The organism is Flammeovirga sp. SubArs3 (assembly GCF_947387565.1).
In the GTDB taxonomy this organism is placed as follows: Bacteria; Bacteroidota; Bacteroidia; order Cytophagales; family Flammeovirgaceae; genus Flammeovirga; species Flammeovirga agarivorans.
Genome location: NZ_CANDOA010000003.1, coordinates 531,310 through 555,388, shown reverse-complemented (window position 1 = coordinate 555,388; position 24,079 = coordinate 531,310). Strand labels below are relative to the sequence as shown.

Sequence of the window (24,079 nt, the reverse complement as noted above, 5' to 3'; positions counted from 1 at the left end):
ATATAAATGAAAGGAACATCAAATCTACCTTATTTTATTTCTAAACGGCTAAGTGCTCACCGAAATAATTCTTTTACAAAATTAATTTCTAAGATTGCTATAGGCAGTGTTGCTTTGGGAGTTGGAGCATTAATTCTTGCTTTTTCTATTTTTTATGGTTTCAAAGAAGGAATTGAAGATAAGTTATTTCTTCATGTTGGTCATATGAATGTAGAAAAATTCACGATGAATAGGAGTAAAGAAGAACCTCCTGTGAACGTAAATAATTCCGATCTATATTTAAAGAAGGACAGCTTACCTAAGGTTAAGAACGTATATAATTACGCACATAAATGGGGGCTTTTAAAATCTAATGACGAGGTCTCAGGTATTCTAATTAAAGGATTATCTAAAGATTATGATATAAGTCGTTGGGAAAATGATATGGTCTCAGGAAAATTTCCTGATTTGGAGAGCCTAAAAAATGGTTCAAAAGATATTGTTATCAGTCAAGTGATGGCAAAGAAAATGAACTTAAATGTAGGAGATGATATTATAGTCTATTTCATACAACAACCTCCAAAAGCAAGGAAAATGAAAGTCTCAGGAATCTATAATACAGGTTTGGAAGATTTTGATGAATTAGTTGCCTATGGTGATATCAATTTAGTTAGAAGACTAAATTCTTGGGGAGATTCATTAGTTGGAGGAATGGAAATTCTTATTGATAACTTCGATGAATTAGATGCAGTTGGAGAGGAGATTGATGAAAACTTTGTGGATGTACATCTGATCATGCGAAGTGTGAAAGATAAATATGCTCACTTTTTTGATTGGTTTCAGATGTTGTATAACAATGTTTGGATTTTCTTAATTGTTATTATCAGCGTTGCCATATTTAATGTGATTTCCATTATGTTGATACTCATCATGGAAAGAACAGCGATGATTGGTACTTTTAAAGCCCTTGGAGCGACTAATGATTTACTCCAAAAGATTTTTATTTATGATGGAATAAGAATGGCTGTGAAGGGGATGGTTATCGGAAACCTAATCAGTTTAGGTTTCGGTGTTTTACAATTGAATTTCAAATTAATTCCACTGGAAGCATCTACTTATTATTTGGATTATGTTCCATTTAGTTTCCATTGGGATACGATTCTATTTGTGAATTTAACTGTGATATTATTAACGTCGGTAGGGCTACTAATACCTACTTCTATCGTTTTAGGTATCTCACCAATAAAATCTATAAAATTTAATTAGGTGAATTTATCTTAAAGATGTAGAATTCAAACAATTTGATCTTTCTATCACTTGTAGAAAAAGATAAAAATTATAAAATTTGCACTGAGATTAACTTGTGAGGAACTCCCTCGAAATGCAGCAAGTTATTTTCTAAGAAACCATCTCAATTGAGGTGGTTTTTTTATAAAAAAAGAGAGTGATTCATAGTGAATCACTCTCTTTTTTAGTTATTGAATATCTATTAATAAATCTCAGGGAATATAACTGGATCTACTTCATTCATAATATTATATGCAGCTTCAAATATATCTTCTGCGTTTGGTTTAGAGAAATAATCTCCGTCTGTTGAGTAAGCAGGTCGATGAGGACGAGCAGCAATACAAACTGGACTAGAATCTAATAAATCAAATGACTGTTGTTCATCAATCACTTTTTGCATCAGATACCCTGTAGTACCACCTGGCATATCTTCATCAGCAAAAATTACACGGTTAGTCTTTCTAATAGACTCTTTAATCATATGATTTACATCAAATGGTAGTAAAGTTTGAACGTCAATTACTTCAACATTAATACCAATTTTTGCCAATTGATCTGCTGCTTCCATCACGATTCTACACATAGAACCGTAAGTAACAATAGTAATATCAGACCCTTCTCTAATGACCTCTGGAACACCTAATGGCGTACAAACATCGTCTAAATTATTTGGCATTTTTTCCTTTAAACGGTAGCCATTTAGACATTCAATGATTAAAGCTGGTTCATCTGATTTCAACATTGTGTTATAGAAACCAGCAGCTCTAGTCATGTTACGAGGTACTAGGAAATTAATACCACGAAGTGAATTTAATAATGCGGCAATAGGAGAACCAGAGTGCCAAACACCTTCTAGTCTATGACCCCTTGTACGAATAATAACAGGAGCCTTCTGTCCACCTTTAGTACGGTATTGTAAACAAGCTAAGTCGTCTGATAAAGTTGACATAGCATAGTAAATATAGTCCAGATACTGAATTTCAATAATTGGTTTTAAACCTCTTAATGCAGCTCCAATACCTTGACCTAAAATTGTAGTTTCTCTAATACCCGTATCAGTTACTCTGATTTCAGAATACTTATCCTGAAGGCCGGCGAAACCTTGGTTTACGTCACCAATTTTACCTACATCTTCACCAATTGCGAAAACTCTAGGGTCTTTTTCAAAAATCTTATCGAAGGCAGCCTGCATAATTTCTCTACCATCCACCATTGGTGAATCTGGAGAATATTCAGGAGCAACAGGAGGTATCTTTAAAGCAGCCTCATCAGATTCACTATATAAATAACTGCTGTATCTATCGTAGTTTTCTTCTTTTACTTTTTTCAACCATGCTTGCATTTCTGCTTTAACAGGAATGTTTTCAAATCGCATTTCTCTAAGTGCTTTTTTTACAATAGAAATAGCATCTTTTCGAATAGGATTGATGGTCTTTTGTAATTCTTTTGAAAGACGAAGAATATCATTGTTTTGAGGAAGAGAACTTGTAGCTCTTTTTAATAGATCTACAGCCACCTCATAATCTACTTTCATTGATGCTTTAAAAGCATCCCATGCAGCTTTTCTTTCTTCTTTTACTTTATTAAGTGCTGATTTTTCAATCGCATCAATTTCATCTTGAGTAGCAAACCCTTCATCAATTGCCCACTCTTTCATTTTTTTGATACAATCAAACTCATCTTCCCACTTTAATCGATCCTCAGACTTATATCTTTCATGAGAACCAGAAGTAGAATGTCCTTGTGGTTGAGTTACCTCAATAACGTGGATAATTGCGGGAGTATGATTCTTTCTAGCTAAATCAACCGCTTTTTTATATGTATCTACTAAAGCAGGGTAGTCCCAAGCCTTAACAGTAAAGATTTCTAATCCGTTTGTGTCTTTTTCTTTTTGGAATCCAGATAGAGCAGCAGAGACATTGTTTTTTGTCATTTGATACTCATTTGGAACGGAAATACCGTAGCCATCATCCCAAATAGATGTGATCATTGGAATATTTAAGACACCTGCTGCATTAATAGCCTCAAAGAACATACCTTCAGCAGAAGAGGCATTACCGATAGTACCAAAAGCCACTTCATTACCATTTACCGAGAAGTTTTTGGCAATTTCAGCACCATTTAAGTCTTTATTTTCTCTGTATAACTTTGATGCATAAGCTAGACCAACTAATCTTGGCATTTGTCCTGCTGTACAAGATATATCAGAGCTTGAGTTTTTTTGTTTAGTAAGATCTTTCCAAGATCCATCAGGGTTTAAGCTTCTTGTTGAAAAGTGAGCATTCATACAACGACCCGCACTAGAGGGATCTGCTTCAACATCTGTATGGGCATATAGTTGAGCATAGAATTCTTGGATAGATAATTCACCAATGGCAAACATAAATGTTTGGTCACGATAATAACCTGACCTGAAATCTCCATTTTGGAAAAATTTTGCCATGGCCAATTGAGGTACTTCTTTGCCATCACCGAAAATACCAAATTTGGCTTTTCCCATGAATACCTCTTTTCTACCAATTAAACTAGCGTGTCTACTTTCGATTGCAATTCTCAGGTCTTCGAGGACTTCCTCTTTTGAGAATTTATAATCTAAATTTTGCTTTGTTGTCATCTTAAATGTTGGACAATTTCAGACTTTGATGTCGAATGTATATGTGTTACTTGTAAGGTCCTTGTGGTTAGTATTTACAAGTACAGATTTAATATTTAACGCAAAATTAAGAATAAATAATCGTCTTTTAAACCTAAAATAACTAAAGTGTAATATATACGCTAAAAAACCTATTCTAGAATTCTTCTAGTAAGATTGTAACCTTCTTAATGCTAATGAGTTAGAGATTACAGTCTTAAAATTGATGATTTTAATTAATCATTCTCCTAACATTGAAAAAGCCTATCAAATTGTATCTGACAGGCTTTTTTCTATTGATTTGCATCGAGAAGTTCTTTATACCTTTCGTATCGATCTAAGATACTTTGTACATAATTGACAGGTTCTTTCCCTCTGGCATATCCAAATTTCACAACCTCATCTCTATAGTATTTTTTATGACTCTTCAGGAGCATATATTTTTCAACATTACCATTCCAAACATTGGGGTCATGGTTAAATTTCTTAGCTAATCTTTGAGCATCAAGAACATGTCCTTGGCCAGCATTGTAAGAAGCTAATACAAATTTAATTCTTTCGTTAGGATCTTCGATGCCATCCCAGAAGCCTTCAAGCCACTTTAAATATTTAGTGCCGGCTCTTACATTTTGTCTTGGATCTCTTGAGTTGTTGGCTCCATATTGTTTTGCAGTTGCAGGCATTAATTGCATTAAACCTACAGCACCAACCCATGATTTTGCTTTAGGATTGAATTTAGATTCTTGATAGACCAAAGATGCTAAAAGCCTCCAATCCCAACCTAAAGGTTTTGCTTGTTCTTTTATAAGGTCATCATACTTAGAAAGTAAACCTCTATGTTCAATAGTACTAAAATACTTACTGTCAAACCTTTTGTGTTGAGCCCTGGTATTTTTAAAGTATTTATTATAGATTACATAAAAATCAGTGGTGTTTTTCATTGAATCCAGCCAGTGACTTACTTTATCTCTTAAGAGAGGGGATTGCTTTCTTGTTGCCCAAGCAATACGTTGAGGAAAACTGATTTCTGTCTCAATATCCAGCTGTGGGTAATAAGTATTATTTACTTTAGCTATATTCTCATCAGCTACAGTATAATTGATTTTACCTTCAGCTACTCTGTGAATTAATTCCTCAGTAGAGATGTTTTTGTTTTCTAATACAATATTGATGTCTTCACCAGTTTCATCTTCTAAGTTTTCTAATCTTAATTGATAGGGAGTTCCTTCTCGAACATGAACTTCTTTATCTCTTAGTTCAATTACATTTCGGATTACTGCTTTATCAATTTTATGTTTTGGAAGATGTCTCCAGTTTTCAGGTTTTCTTTGTACCAGTACCTGTTTGATATTCATTAATGAGCTTGTGAAATCAACAAGTTTTTGTCTTTCTTTTGTGATAGCTAAACCATATGCAATAATATCACCTTCACCTTTTTGTAAAGCAATTCTAAGGCTATCACTATTGGTTTTTACTTTTACATGAAGTTCTAAGTCTAGATCATCAGCAAGTCTTTTTAAAAGCTCATACTCATAACCCATAGTTTCACCTTTATATACAAAGTATGAGGTAGAGCTGTAAGCAGTAAGAGCAATTAACTTTCCTCGTTCTTTTATATCCGATAAATCATGGTTGCTATAAATAATTTCCTCTTTTTCGGGTGTGTCTACAACAACTTCGGTAGCTTCTGATACATCACTTTTTTTTGATGTATTACATGCAGACAGTATGCTAAAAATAAAGAAATAAGAGATAATAGTGTAAAACCGAACTATCATGAATTAGTTGTTAGTAAAAAATTAGTCCTTAGCAAAGATACTATTATAACCGACAATAAATGCCAAAAGTTAATTTTTTTTAATCTATAGAAAACCCAATAACAAGTACGTCGTCTGTTTGTTGTTCGTCTTTTTTCCAATAGTTAAATGTACTATCCAATAGACTGTTTTGAACTTTCATACTCATTGTATGGTGCTTAAATAAAGTTTCTTTAAGTCTTTTGGGCATAAATTTTTTTAATTTTTCACCACCAAATTGGTCTTGGAAACCATCACTATACATGTAAAAGCACATCTTCGAATCGTATGGAAACTCGTGTTTTGTAAAATCCTTGGGAGCTTGGTCTGGATGGAACATACCGATAGGTTGTCGATCTCCCTTTATTACTATGAGCTCATTATCCTTTGTATAGCATAATGGATTTTTTGCACCAGAAAACGAAACTATCTTCGTTTGTGTATTGAAAACGGTTAGAGCTAAATCCATCCCGTCTTTATTGTTTGTAGTTTCTTGCTTAAGCTTTTTTCTGATTAAATAGTCTAATTGGTTAAGAATTTCAGCAGAATCAAAAATCTGACGATTAACAATAATACTGTTTAAAGACTCTGCTCCTAAGAGAGACATAAATGCACCCGGAACACCATGACCTGTACAATCAACTGCTGCAATCACAATAAAATGATCTTGTTTATAAAACCAGTAAAAGTCACCAGAAACAACATCTCTAGGTTTAAAGAGAATAAATCCGTCTTTTACGATTTCATTAAATCGATTGGTTTGGGGTAAAAAGCAACTCTGAATCTGTTTGGCATAATCTATACTTTCAAAGATAGAGTGGCTCATAGCTTCTATTTCTGTGTCTTTAGTTTTTTCAAGTTCAATATAAGCGCCCTCTAGTTTTTTATTCGATTCTTTCAGCATATCATTCATCACAAAGATCTCCTCGGAGTTTTGTCTGACTTCTTCTTCTGCAGCAATTAATTGGGCATTTGTTTCGACCAATTCATCCATTGTCTTTAATTGCTGATCAACAAAAAACTTTGACAAGAAGAATAGCATTGAAGATATCATTGAGAAATTAATCAGTAATAGAATATTAAAGATCTGATAATTTCTTAATTGTTTGGGGGTAATGTATTCAATCTCATGGTCTACTAAGATGACAATGCCGAGTAATATCACAAAGATTCCAAGCCAATACATTAAGGCTTTGCCTTTGTAAAATGCAAGTGTTGCAGTAAGTGCAAATAAGGACCAGATCATTACAACACCAGTCGATTTTGCTCCTCCTAATATTAATTGAAAGATGAAAGGCAAGAGGATGGAAAAGAAAGTTTGTAGTGCCTTATGAATTGCTTTGTCTTCTTTCTTTACCCAAAAATAGATATTGAAAATACTAAAAATAACATAACCTATAGGGATAACGCTAGCTATATCAAGTTCGAAATATAAAGACAATAGCCCCCAAGTGAAACCACCTATGGACATAAAACATGAGAATAGGAAAAAGTTTCTATCAGCTTCTCTCTGAGTGCTTTTTAATATTGATTTTCTTATATTTTGTTTTAGGGCCTTTAACACTGAAAGTTTAGAGTAGAGGTATTCAATTTTAATGACAAACCAAATACTAAAGTTCTGTAATCGATGTATTACATTTGTTATATTATAATATCGTATTCTTTTTTGAAGAACGTCATTGAATATTAGTATGTCACAAGAAAAATCTTTAAATAATACTCCATTAATTGTTATTACAGGGCCAACAGCGAGTGGTAAAACATCTTTAGCAACTCATTTATCCAGTCAAATTGGTGGAGAAGTAATTAGTGCTGATTCGAGACAGGTATTCAAAGGGATGGATATTGGTACTGGTAAAGACTTGTCAGAATACAAAATCAAAGGAAAAGATATTCCGTATCACCTCATTGATATTTGTGAGCCAGGTGAAGATTTTAATCTTTATTTATTTCAAAAACTTTACGCAGAATCTGTTGATACAATATTAAACAATAATCATATTCCTATTCTATGTGGAGGAACAGGTTTATATATTGAAGCTGTTACTTTAGATGGTTATGACGAAGTTTGGGTTCCAAGGAATGAAGCATTGAGGACTGAATGGGAAAACCAATCTCTAGAAGAGATGCAAAAGTTTTATCTTGAATTGGTACCTAATAAAAAAGAACAATTAGAAGGGATTGGACATAGAGCCAGATCATTAATGCGAGCTATAGAAATAGAGTATTTTCTGAAATATAAACCTGAAACACATTATAAGCCCGTAGAATTTAAGAACCTTCCAACATTTAATTTTGCAATTAATATTGATCGAGACACAAGGTGGTCAAAAATAGAGAGAAGGTTAGATGAGAGGTTAGAAGAAGGGATGATTGATGAGGTGAAATCATTACTTGAGAGAATAGAGTCAGGAAAATTAAAGTCTTATGGTTTAGAGTATCGTCATATTACTGAGTATCTTGAAGGAGAGATCACATATGATGAGATGAGAGAGGTTTTATTGAAATCAATACAACAATTTTCAAAACGTCAAATGACGTGGTTTAGGAGAATGGAGAAAAAAACGAAGATAAATTGGATGCCCGTAGAATGGGAATTAGAAAGGAAAATCGAATTTGTCAAAGCAACTATTAATTCCTCCTCTAAATAATTAAATTATACTATCATTATTAATCACTCATTGTTAACATGCCCATTACTTTTGCACACACGGCATATATATTTCCTTTTAAAAAAATAAAGCAACTCTCTTTTATGGGGTTGCTGCTAGGTAGTATTATTCCAGACTTTGAGCATTTATTTATTTTAGATTTTAGCCCAAAATTTGGCCATACTTTATTAGGGGTTTTCTTATTTGATATACCTGTAGCATTAGCTTTCTATTTTATTTGGGAAAAAATATGTTTCCCGGTACTAAAAGAAGTTTTACCATTTGAAATAAATGATACACCAAAAGCTTTATCAATAAAGTGGGTATTAGTCTCAATTATTATTGGAATTGGATCACATCTTATTCTAGATGGAGTAAGTGGAACCAATGGTTTCTTTGTGAAAAGACTTCCTGTACTTTCCACCGATTTATCAAAGTTCGGTTATAATCATATTAAACTTTTTATTTTTAATTGGTATACATTCTCAATTCTAGGTACATTCATTGTTTTTATTCAGATTGTAAAATATATATCTAATTGTACCTTAAAAAAGGTATATGACCATTTGTATTATTTCTTTTTTATCGAAATGCTTACGATAGCTGAAATGATTGTATTTATAAGAATGTACAATATGACTTTGCCAGATAATTATTTAAAAACAGGAGTGATTGTTTGCGGGTCGTTGATGTATAGTTTAATATTTACATCATTTCATTGGAAATATTTGATCAAAAAATTGAAACAAAAAAAGGAGACTAAACTAAAAGAACGGAAAATCATGTTGTAATGAATTATAACCTTAATTAACTATATGCCCATTCCTATTGCTCACCCAATGGCAGTCTTGCCATTATTTAGGTATTCTCATTTTCTATCTGTTTCTGCTTTAATTATAGGAAGTATGATACCAGACTTTGAACATTTCTTGGAATTACAAGTAAGTGATAAAGTAGGGCATACAGTATTTGGAATTTTCTTATTTGATATTCCGGCGGGTTTAATGATTTATTATTTGAATTATTGGATCATTCGTCCGGTGTTGACCAATGTAAGCCCAATACGGTTCCATGTGTATTATGAACAAACTCGACATTATTCATTTTTCCAGATATTATTTTCTTTATCTGTAGGTATTGCTACACATTTTTTATTGGATGCAATAACAGGAGAGGAAGGGTATTTTGTGAAAGATTTACCTTACTTATTTACTGAAGTGCAAGTAACCGATACCGTAACGATGAATATTCATTTGATAATATGGATAGCTGTTTCAATTTTTGGAGCATTAAATTGTTTATGGTTAATTATTATATCATTTGATTGGAAGAAGACTTATGTTAGAGTGAAAACGAGTTTCTGGTCAATTCAATTCTTTATCGAGGTGACTTTTGGTATTTTCTTGATAAGTACATTCAGGTATTATGTTTTAGGAGACCCAATGATATTATGGAATTGGGGAATTGTGATTGGAGGGGCTAGTTTCTTTTCTTTAAATATCGTTTGCTTTAGATGGTGGCTTGCATTACATGGAAAAATAAAAAAGCCGCACTTTTTAAAGAAGTACGGCTTGTGATTTTGTCTTAGTTAGAAGTTAATTTTGATTTAATTACCAGATCAACTTCAGACCATAATTTACTTTTACCATCTGCACCTTTGTGTAAGTCATAACAGATCTTATTTAATGCGTCGATAGCTCCAATACCATCCCAATTAGCTACATCAATTGCACCTTTTACAAGAACAACATTGTCGCTTGCTTTTGCTGTTAATTCAACATCTTTTGTAATGTTATTCATAGTGATACTTACTAATGCTTTTCCATTAGACACGCTTTTTATAACACCAGAGATATTTTCAGTAGAAGCTAAAGTACCAAAGAAATACTTCACAATTTTACCGTTTCTACCTTTATCATTTGTTTCGATTGAGCTTACTGGAATTGAAAACTTTAAGTTATTCAAGATGTCGATAGGGTTGCTTACTGAAGCCTCAGCAGGAGTAGCTTCAAATTGCATAAACTTACCACCAACAGGAACTTTATCAGTAGTTTTAAAAGCTGTAAATGCAACTTGAGTGGCAGCTGCATCATAAGAGTAAGAAGCACTTTCTGTAGCTACTTCCTTTTTATTTGAAGTTTCTTCTTTTGATGAGTTTGAAGGTGATGAACAAGCTACCGCTGAAAGTAATAAGATACCGATAAGGCCTTTTGCTAGATTTTTCATTTAAATGAACTTTTATGTTTAGTTATTAAAAGGATTGTCTAATCCTATTGTTTTTTAATTTTCCTACTATAACGCTGCAATTCAATATCACATTCTAATACACCGCCTTTCTCATATATTTTAGAGACTTTTGCTTCAACAGGAGATCTATTAATTAACCTAGATTTTATTTCTAATGAAGCATCCATATCTAAAAATCCAATTTGCTTGCCATTTAATCGCATGATTTTAATAGCGGCATTGTCATATCGATTCAATTCATCGGGAATAAGCATAAGAAGTTCACCTTCTTTTGTTGCTTTTAGAATTGTCTGACGATTTTCTCCTGTATCATCATTAGCATATCTTGTACCAGCAACTTTTGAAGATGTAGGTTCAAGTTTAGTAAGGCAAGAAGGGTCATCAAACCTTCTCATATACCTGTCATATCTGTCCATCTCTAGCTTTTTTTGTGCTTGGATGGCTTTTTTCTTTTTCTTACTTTTTTGATTAAGAATTAAAAAAAATATTAATAATCCGCCAATAACAATTAATGCTAATACAAGAGTCATATTCAGAGTTTAGTTATAGTATTTTTCTCGAAATTAATAGAAACCTTCAGTTCTTAAAAAAATACATGAAACAATTTTGTAAGAATGATTATATTTATGCTTACAATCATGTAATTAATATTAACTCAGATTTTTTAAAATAAAACCAATATGGATAGTATTCAAGAGATCATTTTTTCAATAATTGGAGTTGGAGTTTATTGGTTTCTCTCAAATTTGGGTAAGAAATCAGAGAAAAAGAAACCTCATCAAAATATTACATCACAGAATATTGTTCCTCCAAAGGAAGAAGAATTTGTAGAAAAGGAAGACTATCCCGAAGAGTTTCAGAAACAACCGTCATCAACTCAGGCTCCTGCATCTTTTAAAGATTTATTAAACATACTAATTGATCCAGGTAAAATCCAGGAGCAACAACGTCAATTAAATCCACTAGATCCAGAAAGAGCGGAAGAGGAATTAAGGGAAGATTTAAGAGATTATAACCCCACAAATGTATCTCCACTAAGAAGAAATAATTCTCCTGTAGATGATGATGATTATAATTGGAAGGATGATTATGTAGTTGATGATATTGAGGAAGAGAGGAAAGAACGAAGAAAGAAGAGAAACGCTAAACCAAAAAAGAAAAAAGCTAAGAAAGATATTTCAGGACTATTTAAAAGTCCTAATAGAATAAGAGATGCTTTTATTATGAATGAAATTCTTCATAAAAAGTATGATTAATAAAAAAGCCTGTCGATTAGTGATTTCGACAGGCTTTTTTTGTTATAGCTCTCCAAGTTCTTGATTGAATCCTCCTGATAAAATTGGGAATCTACACCAAGTTTTAGGATCGAGGTTTTTATCATCTAAATGGAATGAAGGAGCATAGCGTTCTCTTTTCCATTGATTTCGACTCCAAAGCCTAAAGAATTTTGTGATCCATGCATTTATAGTTTCTTGAGAAGCCTCTGGGTGATTTGCAGAGAGGAAAAGCTGACATTCTTTTGGAGATTTTTTATCTCTGATTGCTAGCTTTTCAATTTCTTCTAAAATATCATAAGGCATTAAATCTGCTTCGTCGGTTTGTTTAGAATCTTTTGGACGTAATTCTGCAGTAGGTTGCTGTTCATTCACAAACTTAAGAGCAGGAATATTCCATTTGTTGTCAAGTCCATTTGTTTCCATCCAACGTAACCAACTTCTAAGGTAATTTTTGTCGATACCAGCAATAGGACTTAAACCTCCAGAAGTATCACCATCCATTGTTGCATAACCAACGGCAGCTTCTGATCTATTTGAAGTAGATAATAATAAAGCACCATTAATATTAGCTAACATCCATACGGAAGGGGCGCGTACTCTCGCTTGTATATTTTGTAATGTGATATCATCTGTATCCCAACCTAATGATCTGCCAAGCGCATTTTCTATAGCATTCACATACCCTTTAAACATTGGGTTTACATTGACATTATAGAAAGTGGCCCCAACAGCTTTTGCTAATGATTCAGCAGCATTTAAAGTGACATTACCTGAATTTTCAGTCGGCTGATAAGCAGTTGTTAGAATTAGCTCGCAAAGTGCTTCATCTGTATCAAATTCCTTTAAAGTAGAGAAGTAACTTAGTTTCTTTTTAAATCCATCAATACCAAGGTCTTCAATACCCATTTTAATCATTAAATGAATTAATGTGACAATGGCAGAAGAGTCAGCACCTCCAGAAAGGGATACCACAAATCCTTTAGAGAAACTTTTCCTCATGTAATCAAAAAGTCCTAGAGCAACGGCTCTACCAAATTCTTCCTCTTTGATATTTACAGAGTGCTCCCAACTTTCTTCAACTGGAATATGTTTCTCAGGGACAGTTCTTGGGATTTCGAAAGATGAATTAACGACTGTATGACTTGCCGTACCTGTATTGGAAGTATGACTTTGAATTTGTGCTAAACGAGCTACATCTAAATCAAAAGTGGCAGTTGTTACTTTGTAATTATAAAAGGCAAACCTTTTACTAATAGACAAAAGCTTTCCAGATAGTGCAATCATAACACCTCCATCATAGATTGCCCTGCCAGATTCATTACCTAACAGATTGGCATAAATGTAACCAACGCCATAAGCTCTTGATCCTTCAAGTACAAAACGTTTTCTAACATCTAATTTATCAAAAGCAAAATGACTAGCAGAAGGATTTAGAATGATATCAACACCGTTGGCGTACAAAGATCGACCTGGTCTATTGGCTACCCATGCATCTTCACAAATTTCAAAACCAATTCTTACGCCTTTTACATCAAATAAGAGATCTCCAAAAGGGAATGAATTTGTTCCTAGTACTGAAGTGAAATGATCATCAAAGGTTATAGTACCACTTTCACCGTCTTTCCAAGGGGTGAACCATCTTGGTTCATAATGTATACCGTTCCCCGCAAGATGCTTTTTGGCAACAAACCCAAGGATTTCTTGATCAGCAATTAAAGCAACAGTATTGTATAGTTTATTTTGATGTCTTAAAGGCAACCCCACAGAAACTACTAAATCTTTTGTGTGTGGTAATAATTGACCCAATAGTTTTAATGCTTGTTGCTCTGTATTTGGAGCATAAAAAGCATCTTCACAACCGTAGCCAGTAAGACATAATTCTGGTAAACAAAGGATTGAGACGTTATTCTCCTTAGCGGTATTTATTGCCTCTAATATATTTTGAAAGTTGTTGGTCCAATCCAATGGAGTTTGGTTAAGCTCTGCACCACCAACTTTAATTAAATTCGTCATATTTATCGTTTTGAATGATCTTACAAAAATAATGAATTACACATGATTTTAATGTGATGCATTACTTTTTAAGATGATTTCTAAAATTTCTTAGATCAAAAAAAGGTTCAAGCATCTGATATACTTGAACCTTATCATAAATGAAGTGTTTTTCTAACTTAATAAGTAATAACATTGAGTGACGATGAAGCAAACTAAAAAGCCCATAATTACAGGTAGGATAGATGCTACAGTAGTCCACTTGATACTATTTGTTTCTTTGTAAATAGTGTATATGGTTGTACTACAAGGGTTATGGATTAGACTGAATAGCATGACATTGATGGCTGTCAATAAGGTCCATCCGCCTGCAACCAATACATCATGAGTATTTGACATACTGTCTAATTCAAACATAACGCCATTGCCTTCTCCATATCCTGTAATTGTTGTTGTCATAACAGTCAACATTAAAATGGTAGGCATCACAATTTCATTGGCAGGGATTGCAAGTATATATGCTAGTAGAATCACCCCGTTTAATCCAATTAACCAACCAAAATAATCGAAAGAATGTATTAGCCATTCAGCGATGGAAACTTCACCAACATTAATATTACATACTAACCAAATCACAGCACCTGCTGGAGCGGCAAATAAACATGCCCTCCAAAGAACGATAAGTGTTCGATCAATAAGTGAGGTATAAATTGTCTGAAGGATTCTTGGCTTACGGTAAGGAGGAAGTTCTAATGTAAATGATGAGACTTCTCCCTTTAACATGGTTTTGGATAAAAACATTGACACCAAGAATGTAAGTGTAATTCCTAGTAGTGCTACACCAATTACTGCAGAAGTAGCAATCAACGTTTTATACTGATCAGGTACCATAGCTCCAATAAATATGGTAGCTAATAGTATTTGAGTAGGCCAGCGTCCATTACAAAGTGAAAAGTTATTGGTGATAATGGCAATTAATCGTTCTCTAGGACTATCAATTATTCTTGTAGCAACAACACCTGCTGCATTACACCCAAAACCCATACTCATAGTTAATGCTTGTTTTCCATGAGCCCCAGATTTCCTAAACAACTTATCTAAATTAAAAGCAATTCTAGGTAAGTAACCAAGGTCTTCTAAAATTGTAAACATTGGGAAGAAAATGGCCATTGGAGGAAGCATCACTGATATTACCCAAGCGAGACTTAAGAATACACCATCCACCAAGAAACCAGATAACCACCATGGTAATGTAGAAGAGGTAAATTCTCTAATCCAAACATAGACGTTATCTAATAATATAAATGCTAAAAATTGAGAAGGGTAGTTTGAGCCTACAATTGTTAACCATAATACGATTGAAAGTACTAGAAACATGATAGGGAAACCCCATATTGGACTTGTAACAATTCTATCTACGGCTCTATCGAAATTGAATTTCTCCTTTTCGTTTGTTCTGATTACTGTTTTGTCTGCAATGTTTGCTGCATTTGCATATATACTTTCTGACAGTTGATCATGAAAATCTTGCCCAACTTCCCATCTTGTTTCGGCAGCTTCATTTAAAAGATCATCAATACTTTGAGGTTTGTCCATTATTTTATCTGTCATTTATAAATTCACCATTTTTAATGGCTTTTATAATATCTTGATCTCCATCCAATAATCGAAACGCTATCCATCGGCTATTTGGTAAACCGGGGTAGAGTTGTTCGATTGATTTTTGAATTTTATTGATCTCCTTGTCTATTCTTTTAGGAACATTTTTTATTCTATGTGGTTTACAAATAATTTTACCTTTAGCCACATCGTCTACTGTTCTTAAAAGTTCAGATATACCTACACCTCTAATAGCGGAAGTTTCTACGACTGGAATTCCGAGTTCTTTAGAAAGTGTTCGGGTATCTACTTCAATATTATGTCTTTTTGCTTCATCGATAAGGTTCACACACAATACAGCCTTATCTGTGATTTCTAATATTTGTAAGGTAAGATTTAAATTTCTTTCGAGTCTACCTGCATCAACTACTATGATGGTAACATCTGGTTTTCCGAAAAGGATAAAGTTCCTTGCAATCTCTTCATCTTCTGAAGTAGACATTAAGGAATAAGTACCTGGTAAATCTATAAGTTTATAACTACTGTCATCGTAAACAAATCCACCTTCAGCTCTTCCAACTGTTTTCCCAGGCCAATTACCTGTGTGTTGCTTTAAGCCTGTTAAACTATTAAATACAGTACTTTTTCCTGTATTAGGGTTTCCTGCTAAGGCAATGACATAATCACTATTTTCAATTTCAACACCCAATCTTTTTAATCTTCCATTGGGATTCTGTTTGCATGTATCACAAACAGGACTTGTATTATTTTGTGTCATGATCTAATTTTTTAATTAAAATCATATCTGTTTGTTCTTTTCTTAGTGCAATTAAAGTCTCTCTTATCAAGAAAGCTTTAGGGTCTTGCATTGGGCTAACCATTCCAATGCTAATTTTTGTTCCCTTTACAAAACCTAAATCCAATAATCTTCTCCTATTAATACCTCTACATTCAGAAGATAAGCCAGTGATAATGGCTTTTTCATTAGATTTTAATGCAGTGAGTCTTATAACACCCATAGGAATGTCATCAAGTTGTTCAATAATTACTACCTGAAGATTTTTTGCTTCTTTTTTTGATAGTTTGAGATGTTTCCCTTCGGTATAATAATCGATAGTGCCATTGGATTGTTTTTGAACTTTCATGATTGATCCCATGTGTATCTCCTTTCTTATCAGAGACTTATAGATTTCATGTGGCTCATCTTCCATATGGATAATTTTAACGACGGTGCTTGATGTAACTAAATTTAAAGTTTTACCTTTTAGTTTAGGTAAGACACCATCTTTTGTTGGAATAGGATCTCCATGAGGATCAAACTTAGGGAAGCCTAATTCCTTTTCCATATTATCTACCTGTTCATCCGTTAAAAGATGCTCTTTTTTTTCAGCCTTATGATGCCAATTAGATTTAGAAAAGCCCGTTTTTTCGGCTAGATATTTCTCGTAAATCCTATGTTTTCTTATCAGTTTTATCGCTCTCTTTTTTCCTTTTTCTTCAATCTCAAAGTATTCTTTATCCTCTGATATTTCATTGTAGAATAGGAGAGTTGCTATCGCTTTCTCAATCGAATCTTGGGGATAGTCTAGTTTTTCTAAAATATCCTTTTTACAAATAGTTAACTTGTCCTCATTTATTTTGAAGATGATTTTTAAAATATCTTCTTCAATAAACATTTGAGGAGTAGAGTTCCATTTACCTGTTATCCAATTGATAATACTTCTCATTTAGAACTTTCTTAGAAAATTTACGACAGTGTATTCATGCTTTATTACAAAAATAAATATAATTTTTAGGCTTACCTAAAAATATTTAATGATATACGTCAAATAATACAAAAAAGGCAAGTGATATTATCACTTGCCTTCATATTTACAGGAATTGCAGTTGTTTTTATAAATCAAAAGCTAATCCAATATTAAATCCCCAATAAGATTGAGCATCAAAACCACCAGCTGCTGCTGCGTAATTGTATTTAATATTCGTATGGAAATACGTTGTATTACCAATCGGTACTAATACACCTACTTCAGGAGCAACATTGAAATGCCATTGTTTGCCTATTGAAGCAATTGAACCAATTTGGCTAGTGTATTCATAATGAGCTGCACCAACACCAATGCCTGCATAAGGTCTTACACCACCTTCAAGACCGAAATAATAGTGATAAGTCGCCATTAACGGAAATTGGTCAATATATGAATATTCTTGACCAGAAAGATGACCATCACCATCTGGTAATGGTACCGTCGTATACCCTTTGCTTTGGTAGAATCTTTGATACCCTACAGAGAAGCCTAAACTCATTTGAGGGTTTATAAATTGACGGTATTCAAAAGTACCACCTCGGAAACTGGCATCATTAATAAATGCGTTTGTATTCCCTGAAGGAACTGCCATACTATATGACAGTGAAATGATCTTATCCTGAGCAAATGTAGCACTAGTAGACAATAGTACTATAGATGCTACTAAAGTAAATAATTTTCTCATTGTCTGTTATTAGTTAGATGCTTGAATGTATTCTGATTGTGTAAACATTTGGATGATATTCTTTTCTACTCTTCGAATTTCATCTGCTGTATTTGTTGTGTATCCATTCGTTACACCTTCCCATAGAATAGGGAATTCTACTTCTTCTTCAGCCGGAAGGTTTACAGGTTCATTATCAGCAATCTCAATTAGCACAGTTCCTTTTTGGTATGCGGCAACACCTCTAATTGGATATCCATAACCTGGGTAACCCCAACCTGGGAATCCCCATCCTGGATAACCCCAACCTGGGTAGCCACCCCACCAATCCCACCAAGTGTAGACTGTTGTGGTTGTTACTGAATAACACAACGCAATAATGTCGGGTTTATCATTGCTAGTTTCAGGAATAAAAGTATAGCCTCTGTCTTCTAACTGTTGTCTAGTGGTTTCAAGTACCTTAATGTCAAATTCTGTTGGTTCGTATTCTGTAGTGTCACCTACATGAACTACTTTCCAAGGCATGCCAAAAGTCTTAGCTTCGGCAAATTCATCCACTTTCTCTTTGTCGTAATTAGTGATAACAACGTCATAGTCCGAAACATATTCAGGACCCTGAGGATTACACCCTATCAACAATGCCGTCAGTATAGCCAGCATTGAGATACTTTTTAATCGATAAGTTTTCATTTTGATAGATGGTTTGGTAATCGTTTAATAAAATTAAGTTTCTGATAATGTTTTATACCTTTCAGACATAGAAGGGTTCCAAGGGGACAGTGTTTTTAGTTATAATTAATAGAGATTAAGCTTTTTTGTTTTTTCGGTAAATTGATGTTGTTAAAATTAAATTATTTAAACAGGTTGATAGTATCGTACACAATAAAAAAATCCACTCTACATAACATGGTGTAGAGTGGATTTTTTGAAATATTTTCTTGTATACTTATTAAAAAGCGACTTCACTTTCTGTAATTGCTTCTTTAAAAATCTTTTGTATTTGTATCAATGCTTTTTCTTTATGTTCTGGTTTGATATGCATTGCGACTGTAACAAATGCAGAAGTTAATGCTGCAAGATCATCAGTGAAACCAATCCCTGGAGCTATATCTGGAATTAAATCAACGGGTAGAATAAAATAACCTAAAGCTCCCATGATGACTAACTTTGAAGCATAAGGTGTATCTTCATCTAGCATCGTATAATAAAGTGTGACGGCATAATAGGTGATTTTTAATCCTGCTTTTCTCGCAAATTTCATCACTTTAGACCAAAAACCTTTATCTGTAAATTTTGATGAAAATTTTATCAGTTGTTCTCCAGCGAGTTTAGCAATTTCTGTTTTATTCATTATTCATACATTCTTATGTGTATAATAAAAATAACAAAAAAGCCATCATTCTTCAATGATGGCTTAAAAGATTAATGCTTTTTTGATTTATATAATTTAAACCTATTTACATCTTCATGTCGAGGGTAGTAATTATTGGAGTAATCAATGTCTGCAGTTTCTTTATTAGGATCTAGTGTAAAAGAACTTACTTCTTGATCTAAAATAAATACTTTAGATACTACTTGATCACCGTTCTTCCAAATCTCGGCAGGGATATACCTTTTTTCTTTGCTTCCATCTTGATATGTAAACTCAATAATGATAGGCATAACTAAACCTCCAACATTCTCAAAATCTACTTGATAAATGTGCTTATTTTCTTTAATCCAAGCTTTATCATTTTCGTTTAATGAGGCATCGTATTTTTTATATCTTTCTACATCTTCTGTGGTATAGTCATATTCATCATAACTGTTGTAGAAGTCTTTTAACTCTGGTTTTTTCTCCAAACGAGTAGTTAGTCCTTCTTCTTGATTATGAATAGTAGTGATATCTGGAGTTTTCTGATCTCTTTCAGCTTTCAATCTAGCAGATTCAATCTCTGGGTTTTTTGTATTCAGTTGATCATAAACAACATTTTTAATACTTATATCACAAGGTTCAATAGTATAGAACCATCCTCTCCAGAACCAATCTAGATCAACCCCCGAAGCATCTTCCATTGTTCTAAAGAAATCAGCAGGAGTAGGGTGTTTAAACATCCATCTATTAGCATAAGTCTTAAATGCGTAATCAAATAATTCTCTACCCATAACAGTTTCTCTAAGAATATTTAAAGCCACTGAAGGTTTAGAATACGCATTCCATCCAAACTGATGAATTGACTCAGAGTTAGTCATAATAGGAGATATGTTGTCGGGGTTACCTTTCATATAATCGACAACAGTTCTTGGAAAGCCTTCCATAGAGGGATAATTTTCTTCCCATTCTTGTTCTGCAACGAATTGTAGGAAAGAGTTTAAACCTTCGTCCATCCAAGTCCATTGTCTTTCATCAGAGTTGACAATCATAGGGAAGTAGTTGTGACCTACTTCATGGATAATCACTGAAAGCATTCCGTACTTAGTACGTTTCGTATAATGCCCTTCTTTATCAACTCTACCATAATTAAAACAGATCATTGGGTACTCCATACCGTTGTTTGCTTCAACAGAAATTGCCACTGGATATGGATAATCAAATGTCATTCTGCTGTAAACATCTAAGGTATGTGCGACTGCTTCAGTAGAATACCTGCTATATAATTCATAAGCTTCTTTAGGGTAATAGGACATTGCCATAACAATTTTATCGCCCATTTCTACTCCCATAGCATCCCAAATAAATTTTCTTGAGGAGCCTAATGCAAAGTCTCGAACGTTTTCAGCTTTATAATGCCATGTTGTTGTTCCTTTTACTTTCCCTTTCTTTTTCTCTTTTTTGATGACTTCTTTCTTAGTGACAATTTCGATAGGTTTTTCACTATATTTTGCTTGTTCTAATCTTTCTCTGATTTCTTCAGATAGGATAGAAGAATCTTGTAAAACACCTGTTGCACCAACAATGTGATCAGCAGGAGCTGTGAATTTTACATCGTAATCACCAAAAGTTAAAGCGAACTCACCATTACCCAAAAATTGTTTGTTTTGCCATCCATTTACATCATCATAAACAGCCATTCTTGGAAACCACTGAGTGATGGTATAAAGAGTGTTGCCATCAGCAAAAGTTTCGTAACCTCCACGGCCACCCATCAGTTTTCTATCATTAATATTGTAGTACCATTTGATATTGAAAACGATATTTTCATTTGACTTCAATACTTGAGGTAAATCAATACGCATCATTGTCTGATTGATAGTGTAGGGAAGTGGTTGCCCATTTTGGTCTGTTACTTCTTGTATTTTATGGCCACCATCATAGTCAGGATACCCATCTATTCTTGCAAAATCTTTCGGGCTTGCAGTTTCTTTAATTTTATTTTGAGAGATCTTATAAGTATTAGAATTAGTAGCTCTCATATTCTGATCCAGTTGTACCCAAAGGTACTTTATTGGACTCGGTGAATTATTAAAATAAGTAATGGTCTCTTCACCATGTAACTGATTCTTAGTTTCATCAAGTGATGCTTCAATTACATAATCGGCTTTCTGTTGCCAATATTTATGCCCCGGAGCACCTGATCCTGTTCTGTATGAATTAGGGTTGGGAAGTTCTTCGTCTAATTGTTTAAACTTATTGTTATTATAGCTCTCTTTTTGCCCATAAACTAAAAGAGAACTTAGCGATAAGATTAATATAAGAGGGAGTTGAAATCTCATTGGTTATAAAATAAAAATCGACCTACAAAGTGAAATGTAGGTCGATAGTTTAATATTGAAAAAGAATTACTTTTTGTTCTTCTTTGCTTTTTGCATTGGATTAAGACGTCCGCTGTCATAAGTTCTTGGTTGGTTAGCACCAGACTTATACAATTGGAATCTACTTACTTCAGGCTTACGCGGGAAGTAGTTGTTGTCTGTATCGATATCAGCAGTTTCTCTATTTGGATCTAGTACAAACTGAGTAACCTCTTTTTCACATACAAATACTTTAGAAACCACTTTGTCATCTTTTCTCCAGATTTCAGCAGGAATGTACTTTTTATCTGAAGAACCATCTGCATATTGTAGTTCAATGATAATTGGCATTGGTAAACCACCAACGTTTTCAAAGTCTACTTGATAAACAAAATGTTTCTTCGCTAACCATGCTTTATCCGCTTCGTTAAGACCAGCTTTGTATTTCTTGTAGTTTTCATAATCTTCCAGATCAGCATCTAGAGGATCATAGCTATTGTAGAAATCCTTTAATTCAGGTCTTTCGTCCACACGAGTCACCAATTTAGCTTCTTCGTTGTGGATCGTTGTGATATCCTTCGGTTGAGTATCTCTTTCTGCTTTTCTTTTCGCTACTTCAACTTTAGGGTTTTGAGTATCTAATTCCTCAACAGTAACCTCTTTAATAGAGATATCTACAGGCTCAGTAGTAAAGAACCAACCTCTCCAGAACCAATCTAAGTCTACTGCAGAAGCATCTTCCATTGTTCTGTAGAAATCTGCTGGTTTAGGGTGCTTGAAAGCCCATCTTTGAGCATACTCTTTAAAAGCATAATCAAAAAGTTCTCTACCCATAATTGTTTCTCTTAAGATATTAAGAGCTGTAGCAGGTTTTCCGTAAGCATTATTACCAAATTGTTTTAATGACTCAGAGTTAGTCATAATAGGAACAATATTGTTTTGCTCACCTTTCATGTAGTTAACAATATTTTCAGCTGGTCCTCTTCTAGAAGGGTAACCATCTTCCCATTCTTGTTCAGCTAAATATTGGCAGAAAGTATTTAAACCTTCATCCATCCAAGTCCACTGACGTTCGTCAGAGTTGACAATCATAGGGAAGAAGTTGTGACCTACCTCATGAATAATTACTGAAATCATTCCGTACTTAATACGAGGAGAGTATGTTCCATCTTTTTCTGGACGACCATAGTTGAAACAGATCATAGGATATTCCATACCGTTTGATGCTTCTACAGAAATAGCAACAGGGTAAGGGTAATCGATTGTATACTTAGAATACACTTCTAAAGTATGAGCAACTGCTTCAGTAGAATATTGTCCATACAAAGGATTCGCTTCTTTCGGGTAGTATGACATTGCCATTACTGTTTTGCCATTGATGTCAACACCCATAGCATCCCAAATGAATTTACGTGATGAACCAAAAGCAAAATCTCTTACATTATCAGCTTTATAATGCCAAGTTTTAGTATCCGTTGCTTTAGATTTTTCCTTTTTTGTCGCTTCCTTTTGAGAAACGATAACTACTGGTGTTTCAGAAGTTTTTGCTTTCTCAAATAAATCTATCTGCTCTGAAGTTAAAACATCTTTAGGGTTTTGTAATTCACCAGTTGATGCAACAATATGGTCAGATGGTACTGTGATTTTTACATCATAGTCGCCAAAAGTTAAAGCAAACTCACCATTACCTAAGAATTGTTTGTTTTGCCAACCGTTAAAGTCATCATAAACAGCCATTCTTGGGAACCACTGTGTGATAGTGAAAATTGTATTACCATCTTCCGCAAATGTTTCATAGCCACCACGGCCACCCATTAATAGACGGTCATTGATGTTGTAATACCAATCAATATTAAATGTAAACGTTTCACCCTTCTTTAATTCTTTAGGAAGGTCAATACGCATCATCGTTTTATTGATTGTGTACTTTAGAGCGTTACCGCTAGCATCAGTTACTTTTTGAATCTTATGGCCACCATCATATTCTGGAAAGCCATCGATTGCTGCTAACTGATTGATATTTGTTTTTTCACCAATGTGATTCTGACGAATTTTGTAAGTGTCTGAATCAGTAGCTCTCATATTTTGATCTAATTGGATCCATAAATATGTAAGAACTTCAGGCGAATTGTTGTAATAAGTGACAGTTTCAGAACCAGTTAATCTTTTTTTGTCCTCGTCAATTGTCGCTTCGATAACATAATCTGCTTGCTGCTGCCAGTATTCTGGGCCTGGGGCACCGGCTCCCGTTCTGTAAACATTAGGCGTAGGAAGTTCTTCGTCTAACTGTTTGAATTTGTTGTTGTTATAGAATTCTTTCTGTCCAAAGCTGTAAGATGTACATGCTAATGTTATGAACAGAGAAGCTACCAATTTGATAGTCTTTGTCATAGAGGTGGAAGTTGCTAATTAAATGAACTTTATGTTTAAAAAATC

At 33.8% G+C, this 24,079-nt stretch carries 19 protein-coding genes; 5 read left to right on the top strand and 14 right to left on the bottom strand.

Annotated features, from left to right (window positions below; genetic code table 11):
- The first annotated feature begins 6 nt into the window (after positions 1-6).
- Positions 7-1,245 (top strand): FtsX-like permease family protein, encoded by a 1,239-nt coding sequence (locus QL232_RS11380; protein ID WP_281614210.1) that lies wholly within the window; start codon positions 7-9, stop codon positions 1,243-1,245.
- A gap of 223 nt (positions 1,246-1,468) precedes the next feature.
- Here the strand turns inward: QL232_RS11380 and QL232_RS11375 are convergent, their stop codons facing one another.
- The 3 genes from QL232_RS11375 to QL232_RS11365 form a co-directional block, all read right to left on the bottom strand.
- Positions 1,469-3,880, bottom strand: coding sequence for a thiamine pyrophosphate-dependent enzyme (locus QL232_RS11375; protein ID WP_281614209.1), 2,412 nt, complete (start codon positions 3,878-3,880; stop codon positions 1,469-1,471).
- 311 nt (positions 3,881-4,191) lie between these two features.
- On the bottom strand, positions 4,192-5,676 hold the full coding sequence (locus QL232_RS11370) for a transporter substrate-binding domain-containing protein (RefSeq protein ID WP_281614208.1): 1,485 nt from the start codon (positions 5,674-5,676) through the stop codon (positions 4,192-4,194).
- A gap of 79 nt (positions 5,677-5,755) precedes the next feature.
- Complete coding sequence (locus tag QL232_RS11365) at positions 5,756-7,165, bottom strand: SpoIIE family protein phosphatase (RefSeq protein WP_281614207.1); 1,410 nt, start codon at positions 7,163-7,165, stop codon at positions 5,756-5,758.
- Positions 7,166-7,385: 220 nt separating this feature from the next.
- On the opposite strand from QL232_RS11365, the gene miaA reads away from it, so the two are divergent.
- From miaA to QL232_RS11350, 3 genes are read left to right on the top strand one after another with little or no spacing between them, the layout of a single operon-like run.
- The gene (miaA, locus tag QL232_RS11360; RefSeq protein WP_281614206.1) at positions 7,386-8,345 is read left to right on the top strand and encodes a tRNA (adenosine(37)-N6)-dimethylallyltransferase MiaA; all 960 of its coding nucleotides are present in this window, start codon (positions 7,386-7,388) and stop codon (positions 8,343-8,345) included.
- 38 nt (positions 8,346-8,383) lie between these two features.
- Positions 8,384-9,136 (top strand): DUF4184 family protein, encoded by a 753-nt coding sequence (locus QL232_RS11355; RefSeq protein ID WP_281614205.1) that lies wholly within the window; start codon positions 8,384-8,386, stop codon positions 9,134-9,136.
- Positions 9,137-9,160: 24 nt separating this feature from the next.
- Positions 9,161-9,922: a DUF4184 family protein gene (locus tag QL232_RS11350; RefSeq protein ID WP_281614204.1), complete on the top strand. Its 762-nt coding sequence runs from the start codon at positions 9,161-9,163 to the stop codon at positions 9,920-9,922.
- Between the two features lie 7 nt (positions 9,923-9,929).
- Here the strand turns inward: QL232_RS11350 and QL232_RS11345 are convergent, their stop codons facing one another.
- Positions 9,930-10,571, bottom strand: a complete 642-nt coding sequence (locus QL232_RS11345; RefSeq protein WP_281614203.1) for a YceI family protein — start codon at positions 10,569-10,571, stop codon at positions 9,930-9,932.
- Positions 10,572-10,615: 44 nt separating this feature from the next.
- Entirely contained in the window at positions 10,616-11,122 is a 507-nt protein-coding gene (locus QL232_RS11340) for an HIRAN domain-containing protein (protein ID WP_168883264.1), read from the bottom strand.
- Between the two features lie 150 nt (positions 11,123-11,272).
- Here QL232_RS11340 and QL232_RS11335 point away from each other — a divergent pair, with 150 nt between their 5' ends.
- Complete coding sequence (locus QL232_RS11335; protein ID WP_168883263.1) at positions 11,273-11,848, top strand: hypothetical protein; 576 nt, start codon at positions 11,273-11,275, stop codon at positions 11,846-11,848.
- Positions 11,849-11,890: 42 nt separating this feature from the next.
- Here the strand turns inward: QL232_RS11335 and nadE are convergent, their stop codons facing one another.
- The 9 genes from nadE to QL232_RS11290 all read right to left on the bottom strand — a co-directional run bounded on the left by nadE (position 11,891) and on the right by QL232_RS11290 (position 24,034).
- The gene (nadE, locus tag QL232_RS11330) at positions 11,891-13,882 is read right to left on the bottom strand and encodes an NAD(+) synthase (protein ID WP_281614202.1); all 1,992 of its coding nucleotides are present in this window, start codon (positions 13,880-13,882) and stop codon (positions 11,891-11,893) included.
- A gap of 153 nt (positions 13,883-14,035) precedes the next feature.
- The gene (locus QL232_RS11325) at positions 14,036-15,472 is read right to left on the bottom strand and encodes a nucleoside recognition domain-containing protein (protein WP_281614201.1); all 1,437 of its coding nucleotides are present in this window, start codon (positions 15,470-15,472) and stop codon (positions 14,036-14,038) included.
- Complete coding sequence (locus QL232_RS11320) at positions 15,462-16,238, bottom strand: FeoB small GTPase domain-containing protein (RefSeq protein WP_281614200.1); 777 nt, start codon at positions 16,236-16,238, stop codon at positions 15,462-15,464. Before QL232_RS11320 ends, QL232_RS11325 begins: the two co-directional genes overlap by 11 nt.
- A complete protein-coding gene (locus tag QL232_RS11315) occupies positions 16,225-17,187 on the bottom strand; it encodes a metal-dependent transcriptional regulator (RefSeq protein WP_281614199.1) in 963 nt (320 codons plus the stop codon). The genes QL232_RS11320 and QL232_RS11315 overlap by 14 nt, the downstream gene beginning before the upstream one ends.
- 166 nt (positions 17,188-17,353) lie before the next feature.
- Positions 17,354-17,953 carry an OmpW family outer membrane protein gene (locus QL232_RS11310; RefSeq protein ID WP_281614198.1) on the bottom strand — a complete coding sequence of 200 codons (600 nt, stop codon included), beginning with the start codon at positions 17,951-17,953 and terminating at the stop codon, positions 17,354-17,356.
- A gap of 9 nt (positions 17,954-17,962) precedes the next feature.
- Entirely contained in the window at positions 17,963-18,622 is a 660-nt protein-coding gene (locus QL232_RS11305; RefSeq protein ID WP_281614197.1) for a DUF4136 domain-containing protein, read from the bottom strand.
- Positions 18,623-18,881: 259 nt separating this feature from the next.
- Complete coding sequence (locus QL232_RS11300; RefSeq protein WP_281614196.1) at positions 18,882-19,283, bottom strand: YkvA family protein; 402 nt, start codon at positions 19,281-19,283, stop codon at positions 18,882-18,884.
- A gap of 71 nt (positions 19,284-19,354) precedes the next feature.
- Complete coding sequence (locus QL232_RS11295; protein ID WP_281614195.1) at positions 19,355-21,625, bottom strand: M1 family metallopeptidase; 2,271 nt, start codon at positions 21,623-21,625, stop codon at positions 19,355-19,357.
- 66 nt (positions 21,626-21,691) lie between these two features.
- Entirely contained in the window at positions 21,692-24,034 is a 2,343-nt protein-coding gene (locus QL232_RS11290) for a M1 family metallopeptidase (protein ID WP_281614194.1), read from the bottom strand.
- Positions 24,035-24,079 lie beyond the last annotated feature (45 nt).

Excerpts from the sequence above, each read along its gene's own strand:
- QL232_RS11320 (WP_281614200.1), bottom strand. The coding sequence starts at position 16,238 with ATGACACAAAATAATACAAGTCCTGTTTGTGATACATGCAAACAGAAT.
- nadE (WP_281614202.1), bottom strand. The coding sequence starts at position 13,882 with ATGACGAATTTAATTAAAGTTGGTGGTGCAGAGCTTAACCAAACTCCA.
- QL232_RS11290 (WP_281614194.1), bottom strand. The coding sequence starts at position 24,034 with ATGACAAAGACTATCAAATTGGTAGCTTCTCTGTTCATAACATTAGCA.
- QL232_RS11370 (WP_281614208.1), bottom strand. The coding sequence starts at position 5,676 with ATGATAGTTCGGTTTTACACTATTATCTCTTATTTCTTTATTTTTAGC.
- QL232_RS11345 (WP_281614203.1), bottom strand. The coding sequence starts at position 10,571 with ATGAAAAATCTAGCAAAAGGCCTTATCGGTATCTTATTACTTTCAGCG.
- QL232_RS11340 (WP_168883264.1), bottom strand. The coding sequence starts at position 11,122 with ATGACTCTTGTATTAGCATTAATTGTTATTGGCGGATTATTAATATTT.
- QL232_RS11365 (WP_281614207.1), bottom strand. The coding sequence starts at position 7,165 with ATGTCCATAGGTGGTTTCACTTGGGGGCTATTGTCTTTATATTTCGAA.
- QL232_RS11295 (WP_281614195.1), bottom strand. The coding sequence starts at position 21,625 with ATGAGATTTCAACTCCCTCTTATATTAATCTTATCGCTAAGTTCTCTT.
- QL232_RS11305 (WP_281614197.1), bottom strand. The coding sequence starts at position 18,622 with ATGAAAACTTATCGATTAAAAAGTATCTCAATGCTGGCTATACTGACG.
- QL232_RS11380 (WP_281614210.1), top strand. The coding sequence starts at position 7 with ATGAAAGGAACATCAAATCTACCTTATTTTATTTCTAAACGGCTAAGT.
- QL232_RS11300 (WP_281614196.1), bottom strand. The coding sequence starts at position 19,283 with ATGAATAAAACAGAAATTGCTAAACTCGCTGGAGAACAACTGATAAAA.
- QL232_RS11315 (WP_281614199.1), bottom strand. The coding sequence starts at position 17,187 with ATGAGAAGTATTATCAATTGGATAACAGGTAAATGGAACTCTACTCCT.
- QL232_RS11355 (WP_281614205.1), top strand. The coding sequence starts at position 8,384 with ATGCCCATTACTTTTGCACACACGGCATATATATTTCCTTTTAAAAAA.
- miaA (WP_281614206.1), top strand. The coding sequence starts at position 7,386 with ATGTCACAAGAAAAATCTTTAAATAATACTCCATTAATTGTTATTACA.
- QL232_RS11335 (WP_168883263.1), top strand. The coding sequence starts at position 11,273 with ATGGATAGTATTCAAGAGATCATTTTTTCAATAATTGGAGTTGGAGTT.
- QL232_RS11325 (WP_281614201.1), bottom strand. The coding sequence starts at position 15,472 with ATGACAGATAAAATAATGGACAAACCTCAAAGTATTGATGATCTTTTA.
- QL232_RS11310 (WP_281614198.1), bottom strand. The coding sequence starts at position 17,953 with ATGAGAAAATTATTTACTTTAGTAGCATCTATAGTACTATTGTCTACT.
- QL232_RS11350 (WP_281614204.1), top strand. The coding sequence starts at position 9,161 with ATGCCCATTCCTATTGCTCACCCAATGGCAGTCTTGCCATTATTTAGG.
- QL232_RS11375 (WP_281614209.1), bottom strand. The coding sequence starts at position 3,880 with ATGACAACAAAGCAAAATTTAGATTATAAATTCTCAAAAGAGGAAGTC.